Source organism: Arthrobacter sp. 05N425 (assembly GCF_056397125.1).
This window is the reverse complement of record NZ_JBFTMU010000003.1, coordinates 193164-208755: the sequence shown is the minus strand read 5'-3', so window position 1 is coordinate 208755 and position 15592 is coordinate 193164. Positions and strand designations below refer to the sequence as shown.

General features: G+C 62.3%; 20 protein-coding genes. 9 read left to right on the top strand and 11 right to left on the bottom strand.

Features of this window, described 5'->3' with window-relative positions:
• Positions 1–2: 2 nt before the first annotated feature.
• Both AC1DGE_RS06550 and AC1DGE_RS06545 read right to left on the bottom strand, forming a co-directional pair.
• Positions 3–764 (bottom strand): ImmA/IrrE family metallo-endopeptidase, encoded by a 762-nt coding sequence (locus tag AC1DGE_RS06550; RefSeq protein ID WP_476917133.1) that lies wholly within the window; start codon positions 762–764, stop codon positions 3–5.
• 65 nt (positions 765–829) lie between these two features.
• Positions 830–1162, bottom strand: coding sequence for a helix-turn-helix transcriptional regulator (locus AC1DGE_RS06545; protein ID WP_476917132.1), 333 nt, complete (start codon positions 1160–1162; stop codon positions 830–832).
• A gap of 119 nt (positions 1163–1281) precedes the next feature.
• Between AC1DGE_RS06545 and AC1DGE_RS06540 the strand changes: the two genes are divergently transcribed.
• Entirely contained in the window at positions 1282–1590 is a 309-nt protein-coding gene (locus AC1DGE_RS06540) for a hypothetical protein (RefSeq protein WP_476917131.1), read from the top strand.
• On the opposite strand, the gene AC1DGE_RS06535 is transcribed toward AC1DGE_RS06540, so the two are convergent.
• The 7 genes from AC1DGE_RS06535 to AC1DGE_RS06505 all read right to left on the bottom strand — a co-directional run bounded on the left by AC1DGE_RS06535 (position 1587) and on the right by AC1DGE_RS06505 (position 5941).
• A complete protein-coding gene (locus AC1DGE_RS06535; protein ID WP_476917130.1) occupies positions 1587–2069 on the bottom strand; it encodes a hypothetical protein in 483 nt (160 codons plus the stop codon). The genes AC1DGE_RS06540 and AC1DGE_RS06535 overlap by 4 nt on opposite strands.
• Before the next feature lie 169 nt (positions 2070–2238).
• Positions 2239–2682, bottom strand: a complete 444-nt coding sequence (locus AC1DGE_RS06530) for a hypothetical protein (RefSeq protein ID WP_476917129.1) — start codon at positions 2680–2682, stop codon at positions 2239–2241.
• Positions 2655–3191, bottom strand: a complete 537-nt coding sequence (locus AC1DGE_RS06525; RefSeq protein WP_476917128.1) for a DUF6884 domain-containing protein — start codon at positions 3189–3191, stop codon at positions 2655–2657. Before AC1DGE_RS06525 ends, AC1DGE_RS06530 begins: the two co-directional genes overlap by 28 nt.
• A 122-nt stretch (positions 3192–3313) precedes the next feature.
• Complete coding sequence (locus AC1DGE_RS06520; protein WP_476917127.1) at positions 3314–3727, bottom strand: hypothetical protein; 414 nt, start codon at positions 3725–3727, stop codon at positions 3314–3316.
• 189 nt (positions 3728–3916) lie between these two features.
• Positions 3917–4645, bottom strand: a complete 729-nt coding sequence (locus tag AC1DGE_RS06515; protein ID WP_476917126.1) for a hypothetical protein — start codon at positions 4643–4645, stop codon at positions 3917–3919.
• A gap of 75 nt (positions 4646–4720) precedes the next feature.
• Positions 4721–5119 carry an RNase H family protein gene (locus tag AC1DGE_RS06510; RefSeq protein ID WP_476917218.1) on the bottom strand — a complete coding sequence of 133 codons (399 nt, stop codon included), beginning with the start codon at positions 5117–5119 and terminating at the stop codon, positions 4721–4723.
• A gap of 624 nt (positions 5120–5743) precedes the next feature.
• A complete protein-coding gene (locus tag AC1DGE_RS06505; protein ID WP_476917125.1) occupies positions 5744–5941 on the bottom strand; it encodes a hypothetical protein in 198 nt (65 codons plus the stop codon).
• A 21-nt stretch (positions 5942–5962) separates the two neighbouring features.
• Here AC1DGE_RS06505 and AC1DGE_RS06500 point away from each other — a divergent pair, with 21 nt between their 5' ends.
• Positions 5963–6559, top strand: coding sequence for a hypothetical protein (locus AC1DGE_RS06500; RefSeq protein ID WP_476917124.1), 597 nt, complete (start codon positions 5963–5965; stop codon positions 6557–6559).
• A gap of 1017 nt (positions 6560–7576) precedes the next feature.
• Entirely contained in the window at positions 7577–7999 is a 423-nt protein-coding gene (locus AC1DGE_RS06495; RefSeq protein ID WP_476917123.1) for a hypothetical protein, read from the top strand.
• 106 nt (positions 8000–8105) lie between these two features.
• Here the strand turns inward: AC1DGE_RS06495 and AC1DGE_RS06490 are convergent, their stop codons facing one another.
• Both AC1DGE_RS06490 and AC1DGE_RS06485 read right to left on the bottom strand, forming a co-directional pair.
• Complete coding sequence (locus AC1DGE_RS06490) at positions 8106–8579, bottom strand: hypothetical protein (RefSeq protein WP_476917122.1); 474 nt, start codon at positions 8577–8579, stop codon at positions 8106–8108.
• Between the two features lie 16 nt (positions 8580–8595).
• On the bottom strand, positions 8596–9585 hold the full coding sequence (locus tag AC1DGE_RS06485) for a DUF2971 domain-containing protein (protein WP_476917121.1): 990 nt from the start codon (positions 9583–9585) through the stop codon (positions 8596–8598).
• Positions 9586–10311: 726 nt separating this feature from the next.
• Here AC1DGE_RS06485 and AC1DGE_RS06480 point away from each other — a divergent pair.
• From AC1DGE_RS06480 to AC1DGE_RS06455, 6 genes are all read left to right on the top strand, one after another.
• On the top strand, positions 10312–10641 hold the full coding sequence (locus tag AC1DGE_RS06480) for a hypothetical protein (protein WP_476917120.1): 330 nt from the start codon (positions 10312–10314) through the stop codon (positions 10639–10641).
• A gap of 7 nt (positions 10642–10648) precedes the next feature.
• Positions 10649–11164 (top strand): HNH endonuclease signature motif containing protein, encoded by a 516-nt coding sequence (locus tag AC1DGE_RS06475; RefSeq protein WP_476917119.1) that lies wholly within the window; start codon positions 10649–10651, stop codon positions 11162–11164.
• A gap of 347 nt (positions 11165–11511) precedes the next feature.
• A complete protein-coding gene (locus AC1DGE_RS06470) occupies positions 11512–11739 on the top strand; it encodes a hypothetical protein (RefSeq protein WP_476917118.1) in 228 nt (75 codons plus the stop codon).
• Positions 11740–11757: 18 nt separating this feature from the next.
• On the top strand, positions 11758–11919 hold the full coding sequence (locus AC1DGE_RS06465; protein ID WP_476917117.1) for a hypothetical protein: 162 nt from the start codon (positions 11758–11760) through the stop codon (positions 11917–11919).
• A 1315-nt stretch (positions 11920–13234) separates the two neighbouring features.
• Positions 13235–14632: a hypothetical protein gene (locus AC1DGE_RS06460; protein WP_476917116.1), complete on the top strand. Its 1398-nt coding sequence runs from the start codon at positions 13235–13237 to the stop codon at positions 14630–14632.
• 61 nt (positions 14633–14693) lie between these two features.
• Positions 14694–15575, top strand: coding sequence for a hypothetical protein (locus tag AC1DGE_RS06455; RefSeq protein ID WP_476917115.1), 882 nt, complete (start codon positions 14694–14696; stop codon positions 15573–15575).
• Positions 15576–15592 lie beyond the last annotated feature (17 nt).

Below are 15592 nucleotides of genomic sequence, written 5' to 3'. Positions count from 1 at the left end.
CGTCAGGCCGGACCGAACGCGTCCAGGTCAGCCCWGGCCACTTCGATGGTCTCGGGGCGTATGCCGGCCGCTTCAAGATCGCTGAGCTGTCGCTCCGCGTCCACGCCGCTAAGCGCTGCGAGGCCCTGGACGGAAACGAGGTTGCGAATGTACCCCTCGGTAGTGTTTTCGATGAGCCGCTGCGGGGGCCGTGGTGTGCTGCTCTCGGCGGCCATGGCCCGGTAGTCTCCGATCCACCCGTAGCGCAGGGCGAGGCTTTGGGCGGATTCACGCCACTCCGCCTTTTGTTCCGCGGTGACCCAGCCGTCGGAATGCATCTGGATGACTGCGATCGCCGGTGAAACCTGGAAGTGGCGCACGACGGACGAGACGTGCCTCGGGCTCACTTGGCCACGAACAGCACCCAGGTCTTCAAGAAAATCTGACGCACCCTCCACGGGAGCCAGAAGGTGCCGGGCGAATGTGTCCGCCCGGATTTCTTCCGGCGTCCGTGCTGACGGGTCGTGCCGCAGACCTGCCTCGTAGTCAGCAAAGACGATGTGGCCCAGCTCGTGTCCCAGCGACGAACGCTGCCGTTCCGGAACGTCTGTGGTCGCCACACCGATGATGGACTTCCCGCGCACCGGGTCAGTCAGCACCATGCCGTCCATGCCCGCTGGCATGTCCAAAATGGCAACGTCGACGCCAGGCGAAACGAGCCCGATGAGCTCATGCAGATCCGCGATGGGGCCTGTGCCAAGTCCGTGGTCCCGCCGTATCTTCATGGCAGCAAGACAGGCGGGTCGCTCGCTGGGGCCGACGGCAGCAGGAATTTTCGGATCCTCGGGCATTATGCTCCGATGCCGTGCAGCGCCAGGTAGGCGTCCATTTCGAGGAACTGAGTCAGCTTCCTCTTGACTGCGGCAGCATCGGCCGTGGACGCATTAGCTCGGCTGGCGACGAGGACGCGGTCCCGAACCGGGTTCTCGTCCAGGATGGCTTCTACAGGGCAGCCCAAAGCCCAAGCGATGGAGATAACGTCGTCCATCCGGGCCGTGCGGCTTCCGCTCTCTATGCGATACAGGGTGGACTGCGAGATTCCGGTGAGGTTCTCAAGGTCCCGCTGGCTAAGGCCCGCTTCAATGCGGCGCTCGGCGATCCGGTGCCCAATATCTACAGCCATGGCAGATCCCCTCGTTGAATCAATTATTTGAAACTTGATTCAATCATAGCGGACGAGTGTCAAAGTGTCTTCCCAATCTCTCACCGCTCAGGGCTCCGATTGCTCCTAGAATGACGCCCATGGACACCATCACCCCGGAATACGCCCGCCTGCGCAGCGCCATTACCGAGCGCCTGAACGCCCACGACCTGCTCGGCGTTCTGCCGCACGGGGCGCCCGAAGACGAGTATGACTCCGAGATGGAAGACTTCGCCGCACTCATTGCCGCCGGCACACCTATCACCCCGGAGGTAGTGGCGACCGTCTGGCACAAATGGTTCGGCGACAGCCAGGGTGAAACCGCTGGTGAGCCGGAGCCGCCCACCCCGGCGATGGCGGTACTAGCCGCCGACCTGCAGGTCATCCAAAACGGATTCCTGCAGTACTAGCCACCTCGCTCTTCAATAGCTTCGAGATAGCGAGTCAAGAACTCGGAGAGCGTGGACGCCACCTGTGGCCAGTCAGTGCGGGGATCCAAGGGCAGCGCGACCAGTACGCTTCCGTTGGCGTCAAGCACCAGGAGGTCGGTGTCGCCGAGGAACTCGCCGACCACGGCGTCGGTCGGCTCAAAGTCGCCCGGTCGTCTGGCCCGCTCGTCGCGGGTGAGCGCCGCCGCGGCGGCAGGGTCGAGGATGTGAAGACCCCATTGGCCGTAGTCGATGTCCTGAAACAGCCACGCCTCGCGACTTGATAGCCAGAGTGCCTCCAGCTCGGGCAAGAGTGCGTGAGCTGGCCAGGCGCCCGAAACTTCGTCGATGGAGGCCCGTGGCTCCACCTTGCTGGCGAGGCGGAATGGGTTCGACCCGACTCCGTCGCGGTGCTCGGTCCAGTTTCGACAAGCATCGAGGGCGGCGTTCACAGTGGGCATCAGAAGTCCAGGCCCCAGGCGAGAGCATAGGCGCTGATTTCGTGGCCCCACGCGTGGCTGAGAGCATGAACTAGGGCTCCGGCCGCGCCCAAGACGGCACCGAGGCAGACCAGCCTGGACGATACGTTCCCGCTGCGCCACCACCCCGGCCGGGTGCCGCTTTCCGCCGTCATTCAGCACCGCCTGCCGAGTGTCCGCTTGAGGAGCCGGCAGGCTGCCGCAGTCTTTCCACTTCCTCTTTGGCGGCCTGAATGATCGCGAGGAAATCCGCCCGCCGCAGATACTCCTGGCCGGGCGCCCGGATGACCCGGCCCAGGTACGGGTCGCGCTGCTCTAGTTCCTTCAGCTTGTTCCGCAGCGTGGTGTAACCGGCCTTCTGCTCCGCCCGGGCTTTGACCGCAACCCCGTGGATCAGCACGATCACAGGAATCAGCACCAGACCCATTGCGGCCACAAGAGAATTGGTGAACCACGACTGCAGAACCCCGAGCACGTTGAGGGCCAAGGTGGTGCATTGAACGCTCAGGGCCACCGCGGTGCACCTGTAGCGCAGCCTCAACAGCCCGAACGCCGTGCGTCCCTTGATCAGGCCGCCGCCGCGGATCTCATCCATCGTGGTTCAACTCCCCCAAGCCGGGCCGCAGCGCGGCGCTTCGGACTGATCCTATGCCCGCTCGCCGGTTCGAGGGCGTTGAGCTGCGCGGTGAGCCAGCCGAGCTGCTGTCCGATCCCGAGCCCCTTCATGGGCACTTCGGACGGCCACGGGCTGACGCTCAGGATGGTCCGGTACTGCTCCCCCGCCAGGACGACCAGGGTGACGCCTTCGAGTCCGGCGAACTCAGCTGCCATCTGCTCCTGGACGCCGGCGGCCCAGGCGTGGATCGGCGGTGACGTCCCGTCGTTCGTGCCGAGGCGCATGTCGTAGGGTTCGACGACGGCGTCCGGGTGCACGAGTCCGTGCTTGGCGGACAGGATGTACCAACGGTCGCACGTCGCCTCGGCGTAGGCGGAAGTCTTCTTGAAAAGCTGGGAGACGTAGAGCTCGCGGGCCGGCGCCGGGCGCTGCAGCTTTTGGGAGGCGCAGCCGACCAGGCCGACGGTGATTCCGGGTGAAGTGGTCATGGGAGCCATGTGTGCGGAGGACCGCCCGGGCGTCAACGAGTGTCCCGCGCAGTCCTCCGCAGCGCTTTCTACTCGCAACTCAGACCGCGGGCTGCGCGGATCTCCCTTTGACGCGTCCAGGGTCAGGCGGCCTTGCAAAACCCGTTGGTCTTGATGATCTGGACGAACTTCTTCACTGCCTCCTCTGAAGCTGCGCCAGGCGCAATCTTCGCGCCCCTGAGGAACCGCTTCGCATTGGCGATCTGAGCTGCTTCGGGGATACCGCGCAGGATCAGACGGCAATCCTGCACGGCGTCCCCGACCATCCGGGGAGAGTCCAGTGCCGGATGGATCTTCTTGAACTCGGCTGTGAGGCTGGCCTGCTGGGCTGCACTGGGGCTGGGCATTGCTGCGGCGGACTTGACGGCCGTGGGACCGGGCGAAGGTGCGCCTGCACAGCCCGAGATGAGCAGGCCGCTGAGCACTGTCAGTGCGGCGGCGGAGATGATCTTCTTCACGGTTTTCCCTTGATGGTGCGGTCGCTCGTCTGACTGCATGGGTGGCGTTCCTTTGCCGTGCTGCGGAGGGGTTCACCGGGAAACATGCGTAGACGCCCGCCGGCCAGGTGTCGAGGGCCGGCTCTAGGCTGGAAGGCAAGGCCGGCGGCGATCAGCGTGTTCCCCCAATCCTCGCTCCCCTCGCCTCCGGCCCTCCCCAGAGGGGATATTTCCGGGCGCCCCTGTGTCCTATTCGAAGTGGAACTTGGCCGCCTGATTGGATACATAGCCGGCTGTCATGACCCAGCTGCTTCCCACCTTCTTCATGGGGAACGAGGTGGCCATCTGGCCCTTGAGGGTTGTGCCTTCCTTGCAGTGAATCGTGAGGGTCACGTTGCCACCGAAGACCGGCACCGGCGCACCGCTCTCGTCGGCCTGCGTAGTCAAAAACGCACCCTCCATGCTCCGGTCGTACGGCTTCTCCGAGTCCGTGCACTTCTGGCCCGACTCAGACGTGTAGGTGTACGTGTGCTTGCCATCCTTGTCCGCCTCAGTGCGATAGCTGGTGATGATGGGCAATTCCTTCTTCGTCTTCCATGAAGACGCCATGAACGTGAAGGCAGAGTCATCGACAAGCGGCTTGAGCTTCGCGGCGGACTCAGTCCAATTCGCCTCCGTCGGGACGAAACCTTCCACCGTGTACTCGGGGTGCTCGTCGAACATGACGGACAGAATCTTGATTCCAGCCGTGGCTATCGGCGTCGAAACTTTGCGGTCTTCCCCGAATGCGGGCGCCCAATCCGGATCCAGGATAGTCATGGACGGATCGAAGTCGGCCACTTTCTTCTGGGGTTCCTGAGACTGGACTGACACCGGCTTGGCCGGGGCCGGCACGATTGAGCAGCCTGATGCGGTCAGGGCCAGTGCGGCCAGGAGTGAAGCGGCAGCGGAGATCCGTTTCGTGCGGTGTGTTTTCATGAATGTCCCCCAGAAGGTGCGTGGTTGAAGATGGATTCCTGAGCGGCCGAGCGCCGCGCCGGATTAGAGCCTAAATCATGCAGGAAGATTGCCCGGCCGCGACTCCCCAACGAGGAGTTTTGCGTCCTGGCGGATCGAGGCGATCATCCGGGCGTTCGTCATTTCGTCGACGCCCATTTCCCGGTTCCGTCGGGCCAGGACTGCCAGACGGTCTGCCAGCTCGTTGAGGGGGTGCCCGTTGTGGCCGCGGACCCACTCGTAGGAGGTATTCACGCCGCGCGCCGAGCCCAGGATGCGCTTGCACTCTGCGACCGAGTCGGTGTCATCGAACGGCTGCAGGTGGCCTGTCGAGACGCGCTCCAGGACCTCCAGTGCGGCTTTGGAATCGGTGAGGACCTTCAGGTCCCCGACGCCTTCGCGCTGGACCGGGTGGTGCCCCAGGGTGGACTGGAGTCCGCGGCGGATCGCGGCCAGCTCGCCGGCACGGATGCCGCCGTGGGTGCTGGACTACAGCTGAAACTTACTCAACAGCCAGGTCGCCAGCTGACCGACGAGGGTGACCATCCACATCGGGATCCCGGAGGAAGACCACGTGGAGATGCGAAACCTGGGCGAATGTATCAGGCACGCAGGCTGCGCTCTCTGACTGCGGGGACGTGGACTCCGGACCAAACCTAGGCGACACTAGACCAACGGAATCGGAAGCGAAGTAGGACGACCAATGAGTGAGCCACCGTCGGAGCCCGAGGCCGCCAGCGCCATTCGTCGCATCAGGGTTAGCATCTACAGCGCGCCGACGTCCTCCCAGCATCGAGTTCAGGTGGCCGCGGCACGGCTGCGCGTAACCCTCGATGAGCGCCTCGGACGGGCGACGCCAGCAAAGACGAAAGCCCTTGCCAAGGAGGCGCTTTAGCGCCCACCATTGCGGGCCGATGAGAGGCCGACCCGGCCAAGATCCTGCTATACCCAGCATTTTTACGCCCGAACGGGCTGCTCGGACACCGGCAACCGGCTCGCTACTATTCAGTATCGTCGCCGGCTGGCTGAAGACACACCGGAATGGGTTGGTCGAGACGGACGCTTCAGTGCTATTGGCAATCAGAGCGCCCCGCGGTCGTATGCGGCGCCGCCGACGTCGTCGTCGCCGTCGACCTGGACCGTCTGCTCCGCACTACGCGGGATCTTATCGCTATCGCGGACACCGGTGCCAAAGTCTCGGTCTTGCGGCGGCTGATCTGGCGCGCCGTACTGCCCGGGCGTGTGAGTGGCCGCCCATTTGATGTTGGGTATGCTCATAATCCCTACGTTGGAGGCTGAGTGAAGAATCCCCCAAGTCCGGAGATGCGGCTCCTGATGTTTGAGACTCTGGCATTCGAATATGAAGAATTCGATGAGATGCTGCCAAGTAGCAACGAGTTTCACATAGGTGCAAAACGTGACCCGGCAGTGCACAAGGGAAATATGGTGCGCGCCATGCTACTTCGCAAGTTCATACTGGAGAGAGAGAATCTGTTTCTTCCGAAGGTTTACGACGCCATCGCCGCCTGCTCAACCCAAGAAAAACGGGAGCTGACCGAACAAAATGTCAGCGTCAGGAAGCAAACCTTTGAGAACGCGCGCATGAGCCGTTCATCGTTCGTAATTGGTTCCGGAGAGGACCAGACGGAGCATGGTGAGCACGACATCTTCTTCGACCTTGAGTACGGACGCTTACTTCACGCTGACTTCGATAAATGGAGCAGACTGGAGCGCATGCCGGATCTTTACCCTGAATGGGGACTCTGGAGCGCCTACCAGGAGTTCGATTATCTGGTCAAAGAGGCACGGGTCACTGTGACCGAAGGGAGATCAATGGGTTGGCTGAAGGTGCCTGAACGGACACGCCCAGCGCAGTTCCCCACGGATGATGGCTGAGCATCGTCCCGACGTGGTCTACGCAGCGCCGACGCCCGACTCGCTGGCACCCTGACTTACCAACGCGAAGAGTCCCCGCCTCCTAATCAAGGAGATGGGGACTCTCTGCTGGTCTAGCTATCGCGCTCCCAGGTGTCCGTCGCCGCACGATACGTTACCCAGTAGCCCTTAGGCGATTCAACCGTGCCCTTGATGAAACTGCGTTCGCCGTCGTTCGGCAAGTCAGCGATACTGCGCTTCTCCGGGGCCACTACTTGCCTCGTCCAGCGCCGTTGCGAGTGGCGTCCACAGGCACGTAGCCCTGTCCCGGCTTCGGCGTAGGGGGCAGCGTGCGTCCCCGAATCGCGGTTCGCTCTTCGCCGGTACGTCCGCCGCGCGGGCCGACAATCTCGTACTGACCGGACAACGGGGCGTCCTGCCCCGGTTTCAAATTAGCCACTATGGGCCTCCTTGTTTTATGAGGTGGCACCAACTCTGGACTGCGGCGAAGGGAAATTGCGTCTCTTCGTCCCTGCCGTTGTAGACTCGTATTCTCTTCCAGGAGATAAAAGCCTCAGTCGGTGCCTGCGTAACTCAGCGCTTGTGCCCTGAGGTTTTTCTATGTCGAATGGACATGTTGAAATACATGTAGTGCAAGAGCCTCACATGGACCCCAAGATGATGTATTACAAGATTGTCATTCAGTGCACAGACAATCCACAGGCGTCGGCACTCAAAAAGACCGGAATCGCGCGGATTATCAAGTAGATAGCCACAGCCTGTGCAGTGATTAGCCACAAATAGTTGCGGGCGTGTCGCGGATCCAGCGGCGTGTCGCGGACCTCCGATCATGCCCGAAGGGATAGTATTCCGCCGTCGTGCGCCACCGGTCGGCCTGGCCGGGCTGTTGCGGTGTCTTRTCAGTTGCGACCAAGGCGTAACTCGGATCCGTGCGCGGTGACGCGCACTTGGGGAACGCTAGTTGTCTCCGTAGCCCGGTATCGTGCTCAACGACACTTCATTAAGTATTGGGGACCCATGAAGAAATTAGCCATGCCCGTTGCCGCGCTCCTGTCCGTCGCGCTACTGACCGGATGCAACGGCGGAGCCGTCAGCGCAAGTTCAGCCGCTCCGACCGCCGCCAGATCCTCGGCCGTGCCGACCGTCACGCAGACTGTTACGGTCGCACCGACGCCCACGCCCTCAACGATCCCGACGACCGGCTCCTACAAAGCCGACCTCGCTGCCCTCGGCGTCGTGCCGGACAGCGTGCCGAGCTTCGCCGACTGGATGAAGAAGCAAATCTGCGACGAGACCGGGACTAGCCTCGGCGTGTCCGTCCGCTCCATCGGCGGCAACCCGACCGGCGGCGGCGTGGATGGGGTCCGCCTCGCCGTGGCGTATTTCTGCCCAGAGAAGTCGCAAGAGGTCGAGTCCTACTTGGAATACTTCAACGAGTAAGCCCTCCTGGCCGCCGGCTGGGCGGTCGCGATATTCCGCCTAAGCCCACGAAAACGCCCTCCCTACTCTTGGCCGGGGAGGGCGTTTTCGCGTCTCAACAAATCCCCTACGACCGCTCCGAGGCCGCCGCCGCTTCGGCATGAATGAGGTCCCGCAATTCCTCCGAGACCGCCATGAGGGCTAGCTGTGCCTCGACCGAGCGCCGGATCCAATCTTTCTTGGTCTCGTCATCGACGAACTGCCGGAGCTCCTCTGGGGTTTTGGCGACCCGGCTGTCCCAGTTCATCGGAAGTCGTTCCGCCCCAATGGCGCCTATCAATGCAGCGGCTTCCGCACCCATGTCCTGAACTATCACTGGGTCGGTATGACCGCCCCGACGAAGGTTCTGCGAAAGCCGCAAAAGCGCCTCCAGCTCGAACATGAGCTTCCCCTGAAGGAGCGCCGCACGTCGGTCCTCGGCGGCAATCTTCCGGGCGTTCTCCCGGTCCTGGCGTGAGATTACGAGGGCAACTATCGCGGCGCCGACGGCGGCCACCACGGCGGCGACCTGGACCCAGAGGGCAATTTCTTCCGTTGTCATGCCGTCACGATAACGCTTAGGGGCGATACGGAATCGTCGACGCTCTGACTACGACGTCGCGGGGGTAGCCCAATTTTGCAAGCAGAAGCCGGACTGCGGAAATCCGAAGGTCCATGCTGTTTCCGGGACCGACGATTATCTCTGCAATTGGCAGACGCCCGTTTTCATCTGTGAAGTCGATGCTGGTGTACGGCGTCAGGCCGAGCGGACCCTCCCGAAAGTTGACGTTGGTTTCAACTGAGGACGTTACGTGAACGGCTCGCACCACTCGCCATTCCCGCTCCTCTTTGAAGGAAGGATTCTTCAAAAGGCAGCACAGCGTTACGCCGGTTAAGAAATGCCTCCTATGGAACCTGCGAAAGTGCCTCGCTACTGCTTCGGTGGGGGTTTCAGCCCCGGCACCCTTGTCGACTACTTCCGCGAGGGTTGCACCGAATCTCTCGGCCACCATACCCGCCCAGGCTTCCGCCATGCCTGCCGTCAAGTCAAGGTCGTACGTGACCCGCGCAAAACCGCCACCCTTACGACGACTCTGTAGGTGGGGTTGCAGGCTAGGGGCAGCGAAGCCGATGGCATATCCGCCGGGACTCGCGTAGCCCCGCCACTGACTCAGCAAGTCGCCGTCCTCGGAGAAGCTCGACACGAAGTGTCTTATATGCTCCCACACCCTAAACGACCCAGCGAGGCGATCGTAATCTTCGGAATCATACTTCGTGCGGATCTGTTCCTTGAAGTTCTTCAAAAACTTGTCAAGCCCAAGGCGTAGCTCCTGTTCATCATTGAGAAACGCAACATCCGTCGCCCAAACACTCCCTGACTCAAGAATTCCCTGCAGACCGGCGGCAGACGTGTAGTGATACAAGATGGGCGGCGGGTTGAGCAGGTCCGGCTCATCCGCCGTCTCGGCTTGCGCCACTACGCCGGCCACTATCTCGGCAGCTTCCTCGGTCACCGCGTCCTGCGTCGCTTCGACTGCGGCGGGGGCTATGTAGATGTCTTGCGTCATGGAATCAGCCTAGTGCGCCTCCTGACCTCGACCCTCGCTGGCCACCCCCGGCAAGATTGGTACGCATACATTCGACATTTATGCTGGCTGTACCGACTCGGCGAACGCCTGGTTGGCGTGAAGTGCCTACAGCAGATCGGGCACAGAAGGACTCCCGGAACCAAGCGGAGGTCATTGCACCGTCGCATCGGCCAGCCTCAGTGAGCCCCGTGGAGCGGAGGGTACAAATTGCCGCCGCCAAGGCACGGGTAACACTCGACCAACTCACCGGTGATCAAACACCTGACTGGATCATCGCCCTTTCAAAAGAAACACCCGAGCGCCCATAACGCATCCGAACGGTAAGCGGGCCACTAATGGAGCCGTCCGGACGAAATGCCCCTAGCCAGAAGTCCGTGCTAATGCATGGAAAGGGCCTCCGACGTCAACGATCGCCACTATGGAAGGTATCGCAGGAACCTAGTCCGTTATCACCTACAAATTCAGCATGTGCAGTGCCTGCCAATTATCCTCTGGACATCGCAAGACGATCACATGTCTCGCCTTGAAAGTCCGGCTAATTACTGGCTTAATCGTCGACCAAAGGAATACCGACCTGCGCGACTTGACCCCTAACGCTGGGATAGCGCCTTTGTGAACTGTCGGGACCGGCGATAGTCCCACAGAGCTTCACTCGGACCACGCTCAAAAAGGTTGAATGTCAGGGCTCTCATCTAGCCTGGCCACATGGTAGACGTTGTTCTTGACTCTCAAGCCGGTTCCTTCCGGATCCGGACAGCAACAGGGTCGCTATATCTCCTCGAGCTCGAAGCTAGGCGGCTCACCCGTTTTGCGGCGGCAGTTGAGCCTAGCGTTGACCATCTGGACGTTGGGACGAGTGTCCTGAGGCGCGATGCCGAGACGCTTCACCTCCACAAGCTCATACGCCTAGCGGTGGGCCTCCCGGCGGCCTTCCTGCTGCAGGTTCGTATCGACGAACCTGCAGTCCCCACATTGCGCTGCACAAGCCGCGTCGTTGAGATCCTCCCACTTGCCCACCCACCGAGAGCGGAGTAGCTACACCGTGACCACAGCGGAAGAATTCTATGCCTACTACACACAGTCAGGGGCCGCAGGCTGGTTCAACCGTCTCGGGCCCTTGAGACAAGCCATAATCCGATGCGATGGCCCCGCCGTCCTGGAGATTCTGAAGTCCCGCTGTGAGATCGACCCAGAAAATCTCGGGGGATGCTGGATCTGGGCAGGGGCTAAACGGTCGGGGTACGGCTTCATCGGCCGGGGACCCACCAACCGGCTCGCCCACAGGGTCGCCTACGAGGCCGCGCGCTCGTTCACTGAGGAGCTAGGCTCTCTCACCGTCCATCACAAATGCGGACGGCGCCTGTGCATTAACCCTCAACACCTGGCACTGGCGACCCATCTGGAAAACACCGCCGAGATGTTTGGTCGGCAGGCCTTCAAAGCGAGAATTTCGGCGCTGGAGGATGCCCTCCGGCTGCTCGATCCAAACCACCCGCTACTTAAAAGGTTGCCAAAACCGCTCCCGCCCGAAGAGACGATTCCCCCAGAGGAGCAGTAGCCTTGCTACTCCCGTCTCCCAAGTGAACGGCCGGGCGATGCTCCAGAGCTCAGGGGACGGGCGAGTTCAGCCGACGCTGGATCGACGGTAGGCATTGACGATGGGAGCTCAGGGCGCAGTTGGCTGGCTGTTTTTCTGGTCATGCCGTTACGTTCCAAAAAGCAGGGCCTGCCATTTTCAAGACTGCCAGGATGCGCGCGGAGCGCGCCGTCGCAGCGGCCCCGGCGGCGAAGAACTCAACGACCGCGCGCCCTGGCGAGCCCTGGGCCTCGCCGTCCAGTCCCTAGACGGTGAGCCCGCACCGAGCGACACTGGATTTGCGACTGAGGTAGTAGGAGAAATGGATCATGAGAATTCAGGATTGTGACCGCGGGCCCGAAAAGGGCACGGCCGAAAATGGAACTGCGAACCCGGCCTTGTCTCCGAAGACGAGGCACCGCGCGGCTTCGTATGACCGCGGAGTACAGATCGCGGCTGCCCGCCTGCGCCTCGTCACCGACCGCCAGCTCGGTATGGAGACGCCCGCATGGGTCAAGGAACTCGCCGCAGAGAAGGAACGCAATCGCGCGTCCTAGGTGGTGCAGCCTCTGATAGTGCTTGGGGCACATTCCGCCCATGATCCCTTGGCTGCCGCCTCGTCGACGGCCCCGCAATCCATCGTCGCCAAACTTGCTCAGCTCGCCAACCTGCTCGCCGCCGACCACCTCACGGATCCGCAGTTTGCCGATCTGAAGTGCCGCCTCACTGGGCGCTGAAAGCATCTCAGGCCGAGGACTTACGGGCTGGCTCAGGCAGCATCTTTCCCTGCGCCGCCTATAGGTGGTTCTCGGTGGTTGGCCGGCGATAGCCGCGGACCGGGTGTGAAAATCGGATTGCCCACCCGGAGAAAGTTTTGGTGGGAGGAGTTGGGTAGGCATATAGAGAGAGGACTCGGGGCTTCCCCCCTCGCCCGCTGTGTTTCCCGATCCGCTGACCATCCTGCTCTTTCGTTTCCCCACGGAGTGGTTCTTCTTCTTGTTTACTGGTCTGCGGCCGCTGCCTGGCGCTGCGCGCAGCCTTGTTCGTGGTGCCTCCGCTGTGCGGAGGCTGCGCCCTCCCCCAGCTTCGCCGTCTGGTGTTTAATCGTCGTTCATCGTCACGATGACGGGCGCTGCGGCCAGCGCTTGTGGGTTCTTCCGGGTGACTTGTTAAGGCGGTGGCGGGCCGAAAGCGGTTCGTCATCCATGGCGCTTCACGGTAAGTTTCTCAGCGGCTGCGCCGTTGACATGTCAACGGCTCGTTCTCGGGTCGCGTGTTGAGTGGACACCGTGCGCTCCGCACTTTTAGTCCCCATGTCGAAGAAGCAGAACAGGGTTGCGTCTCGTCCGAGCAGAAGAACGTTGAGAAGCAGTTGGTATATCGGGGCGGTGCAGCTGAACGGACATTGTGACGGTCCAGATCCTTGCGCCGCAGGCATCCGCCACCAAGGTCGATGACAGACCGAGCCAGCCACCACAGCACCGAGGCGCGGCTCGCACCACGTCACCGTCTTTCGCCAACCATCTACGTGCTCCGCACCACCAGCGGCGGCCGCAGGCCAAACCCAGTCGCACCAGATGGCGTATAACAAACCATTCCCAAGTGGCACCCGCTGGCCGCCGCAGGCGACACAGAAGACGCGGTCCAGGCTGAGGCATCCAAAAGCCCCATCGTTTCGGAGAAGCCGTCGCACGGAGGAAAGCTTGGCATCCCAGAACCACGGGAACGTCCAGGCAGCACCAAGAGCGCAGGCTCGTTGCATTCAGGCATGCCCTAGGCCGCACATCGGGTTTATAGAGGGGAAGCACGCGGACGATTCGGAAGCGGTGTGGGGTGATTCGGGGATTTCTGCAGAATTTTCCGTCGTGCAAAAAGCCCTGAATCCGGTTACCCGATCTGCGGTCCCCAGACCCGAAATCTACGCATGTTTCTGAGTATGGAACGTCAATCAGCTACAGAAGCGGTCTGGAAGTCGGCATTCGAATCGCGAGACCAACACCTCCTCCTGTGCAGTTGCGCAGGGCTACACTCACGAACCAGCAGGAGCTACCCGTGGTAATTGCCACCCCCAAGCGACGGGACATCGCCGCGGCCTTTCACGCAGAAATGATCCCGTCGTCGTGCCCGGACGACGACCTCGCGATGCATAACCGCGTCGACCCCTACTGGGACCCGCTGTGGGCGCCTGGCTCAACGTCACTGTGGGCTACGGGCAACTTGGTCCGGGCACGAAAGGAGCAAGGCTTGGGACGCACACGGGTCCGAAAGGTAATGTCCGATGAAAACGCGATAAGGATCCTCACTTCCAACCGCGGCCGCGCCGACCGCCACGCCGCATGGGGCGTCCTACAGTCCTGGCGGACCACCTCAGCCGAGCAGCTCGCGGCGCTCAGCGGCTCCCGTTACTTCCTGGATCCGTCCTACTCTCAGGTCGATGCATCGTTCGCGCTGGGGCTAGTCGACGTCGGGGTTTTCGCCAACTACGCCGCACGTTCCGCTGGCGCCAACCGATACTCCCTCTACCGGCCCAGCAACACCGACAGCTTCGCGAAGTTGATCGAGCCCACCCTCACCTGCCCGGAGCTTCTGTCCATCACCGCAGGCCAGCCGTGGTCCGGCGGCGGCCAGTACGACCGGCACAACCTGCTCGCCACTGAGCTTGGCCTGCGCGCGGCGGAGTACCTGCCTATTGGAGCCGTGATGGGCGAACAGCTTTCCTCCGTGGACCTGCTCGCCGGATCGGGGCTCGGCAAGAAGCTCCCGAAGGCCGATAACCGTCGCGCCGACGGGACCATCATCCGCGTAGACGGCATGCGCATCGTGCTGGAACTGACAGCGACAGCATCGGCATCATTCGAGTCCAAGGTCCGTCGCTGGGCCGAGCTCCTCGCAGCCCGACCGCTGGAAACCTCCGGGCTCACGGTCCTGTTCATCGCCGCTCCTCACCCGGACCGCCCCCGGCACACCAGCTCCGATCCACGCCACGCGATCTACAAGACGGTCTCCCAGGTCCTAAAGGGATTCCCTGGCCGCGGCCAAGACTCCCCCGCCGCTCGCATCGGCATCGCTCACTGGGAAACGTGGTTTCCGGACCGACACCTACTGAGCGAATCGTTCCTCAACCTGGAAGCCGACTTCGCCATCAACGACGCGACCGGCCCGGACCGTTGGGTGACCCGGGGGATGCTCACCGATTACGAGTTCTCGCCCTGGCACACCTTCGACGCCACCGCTGTCCTGGAAAACTCCAGGCTGCTCGCCGCGACCCCGCACTGGATGCGGAATGGGGACCACACGCACCTGATCGGTTCTCCCGTAGACCGGGCCAGCGTCGAGGTTCCGCACCCGGCCCCGGCCAAGCCGCACCTGGCCAAGGGCCGGCCACTCGGCGCCGCGGTCGGCAGCGGCAGGGACGCGAAACTCCCGGCCCGCCTTCGCATCGAATGGTGAGTCGCCGGGCAATTCATGGCTGACAGGGTCATACTGCTCGCATGTCAGAATGCAGGATGCAGTGACTGATCCGCACAGGGAATACTTGCCCTCTCCAAGCGCGGCCGTATCCACACACCACGAGCGGCCTTGGACTTTCGACGTTGCCTGGATCGGGGCGGCGGGCATCGCCCTTTACGTCCTGTTGAGGTTTCCGTACGCCGTCTTCTACTCGAAGCTCGGTACCAGTCCGGAGGAAGTTGGGCTCGATTACACCCAGATGCTCACCCAGTCCTCCTTTGCGCTAGCCCTCCTCCTCGGAGGCCTAGGAATCACTATGTGGGTTATTGCGCGCCACAGCTGGTGGAGCGGGCGAATGACTGTCCGACCCGACAAGCCGGGTGATCCGGGGACGCCCGTCGTGACGCGCTACGCACTGGCCCGGAAAGATGATGACGCGTTCGAAGCACACATGGACAAACTGGCGGCTTACTGGTCACGCACTCCGGATGATCGCGCGACCTTCGAACACGAAGCTCCTATCAGGCGTCGCCTGCGGGAACTGGACAGGTCCGGGAAGCGACGCTCGGACGAAGCCAAGACACTGGCCCGCTCTTTGATCGCCGCCGTTCCGCTCGCTGAACACCGGAGGCGCAAGCGCATCCTCATCGTGGTCCTGTTCGTCGGCTACGCCTTCTCATTGTTCTCTTGGATCCTGCCCGGTGTGGCCTCCGGCGCCGCGGACCGCGTCAGTCACTGCGAGCAAGGGATTGCTATCCCGGGATTCAAACTCGACGGCGAGAGTGTCCGGCTTCTCGACAGTGCAAGCCTTGCCCCCACATTCGAAAACAGGGAGCTCCTTCTCCTTGGAGGGGACTCGAGCCGGTACGTCCTCTACGACTGCATGCAGCACGACACACTGCGCGTCCCAACATCCAGCTACGTGGTGGTCCACTCAAATTAATGACTGCCCGACCTGAC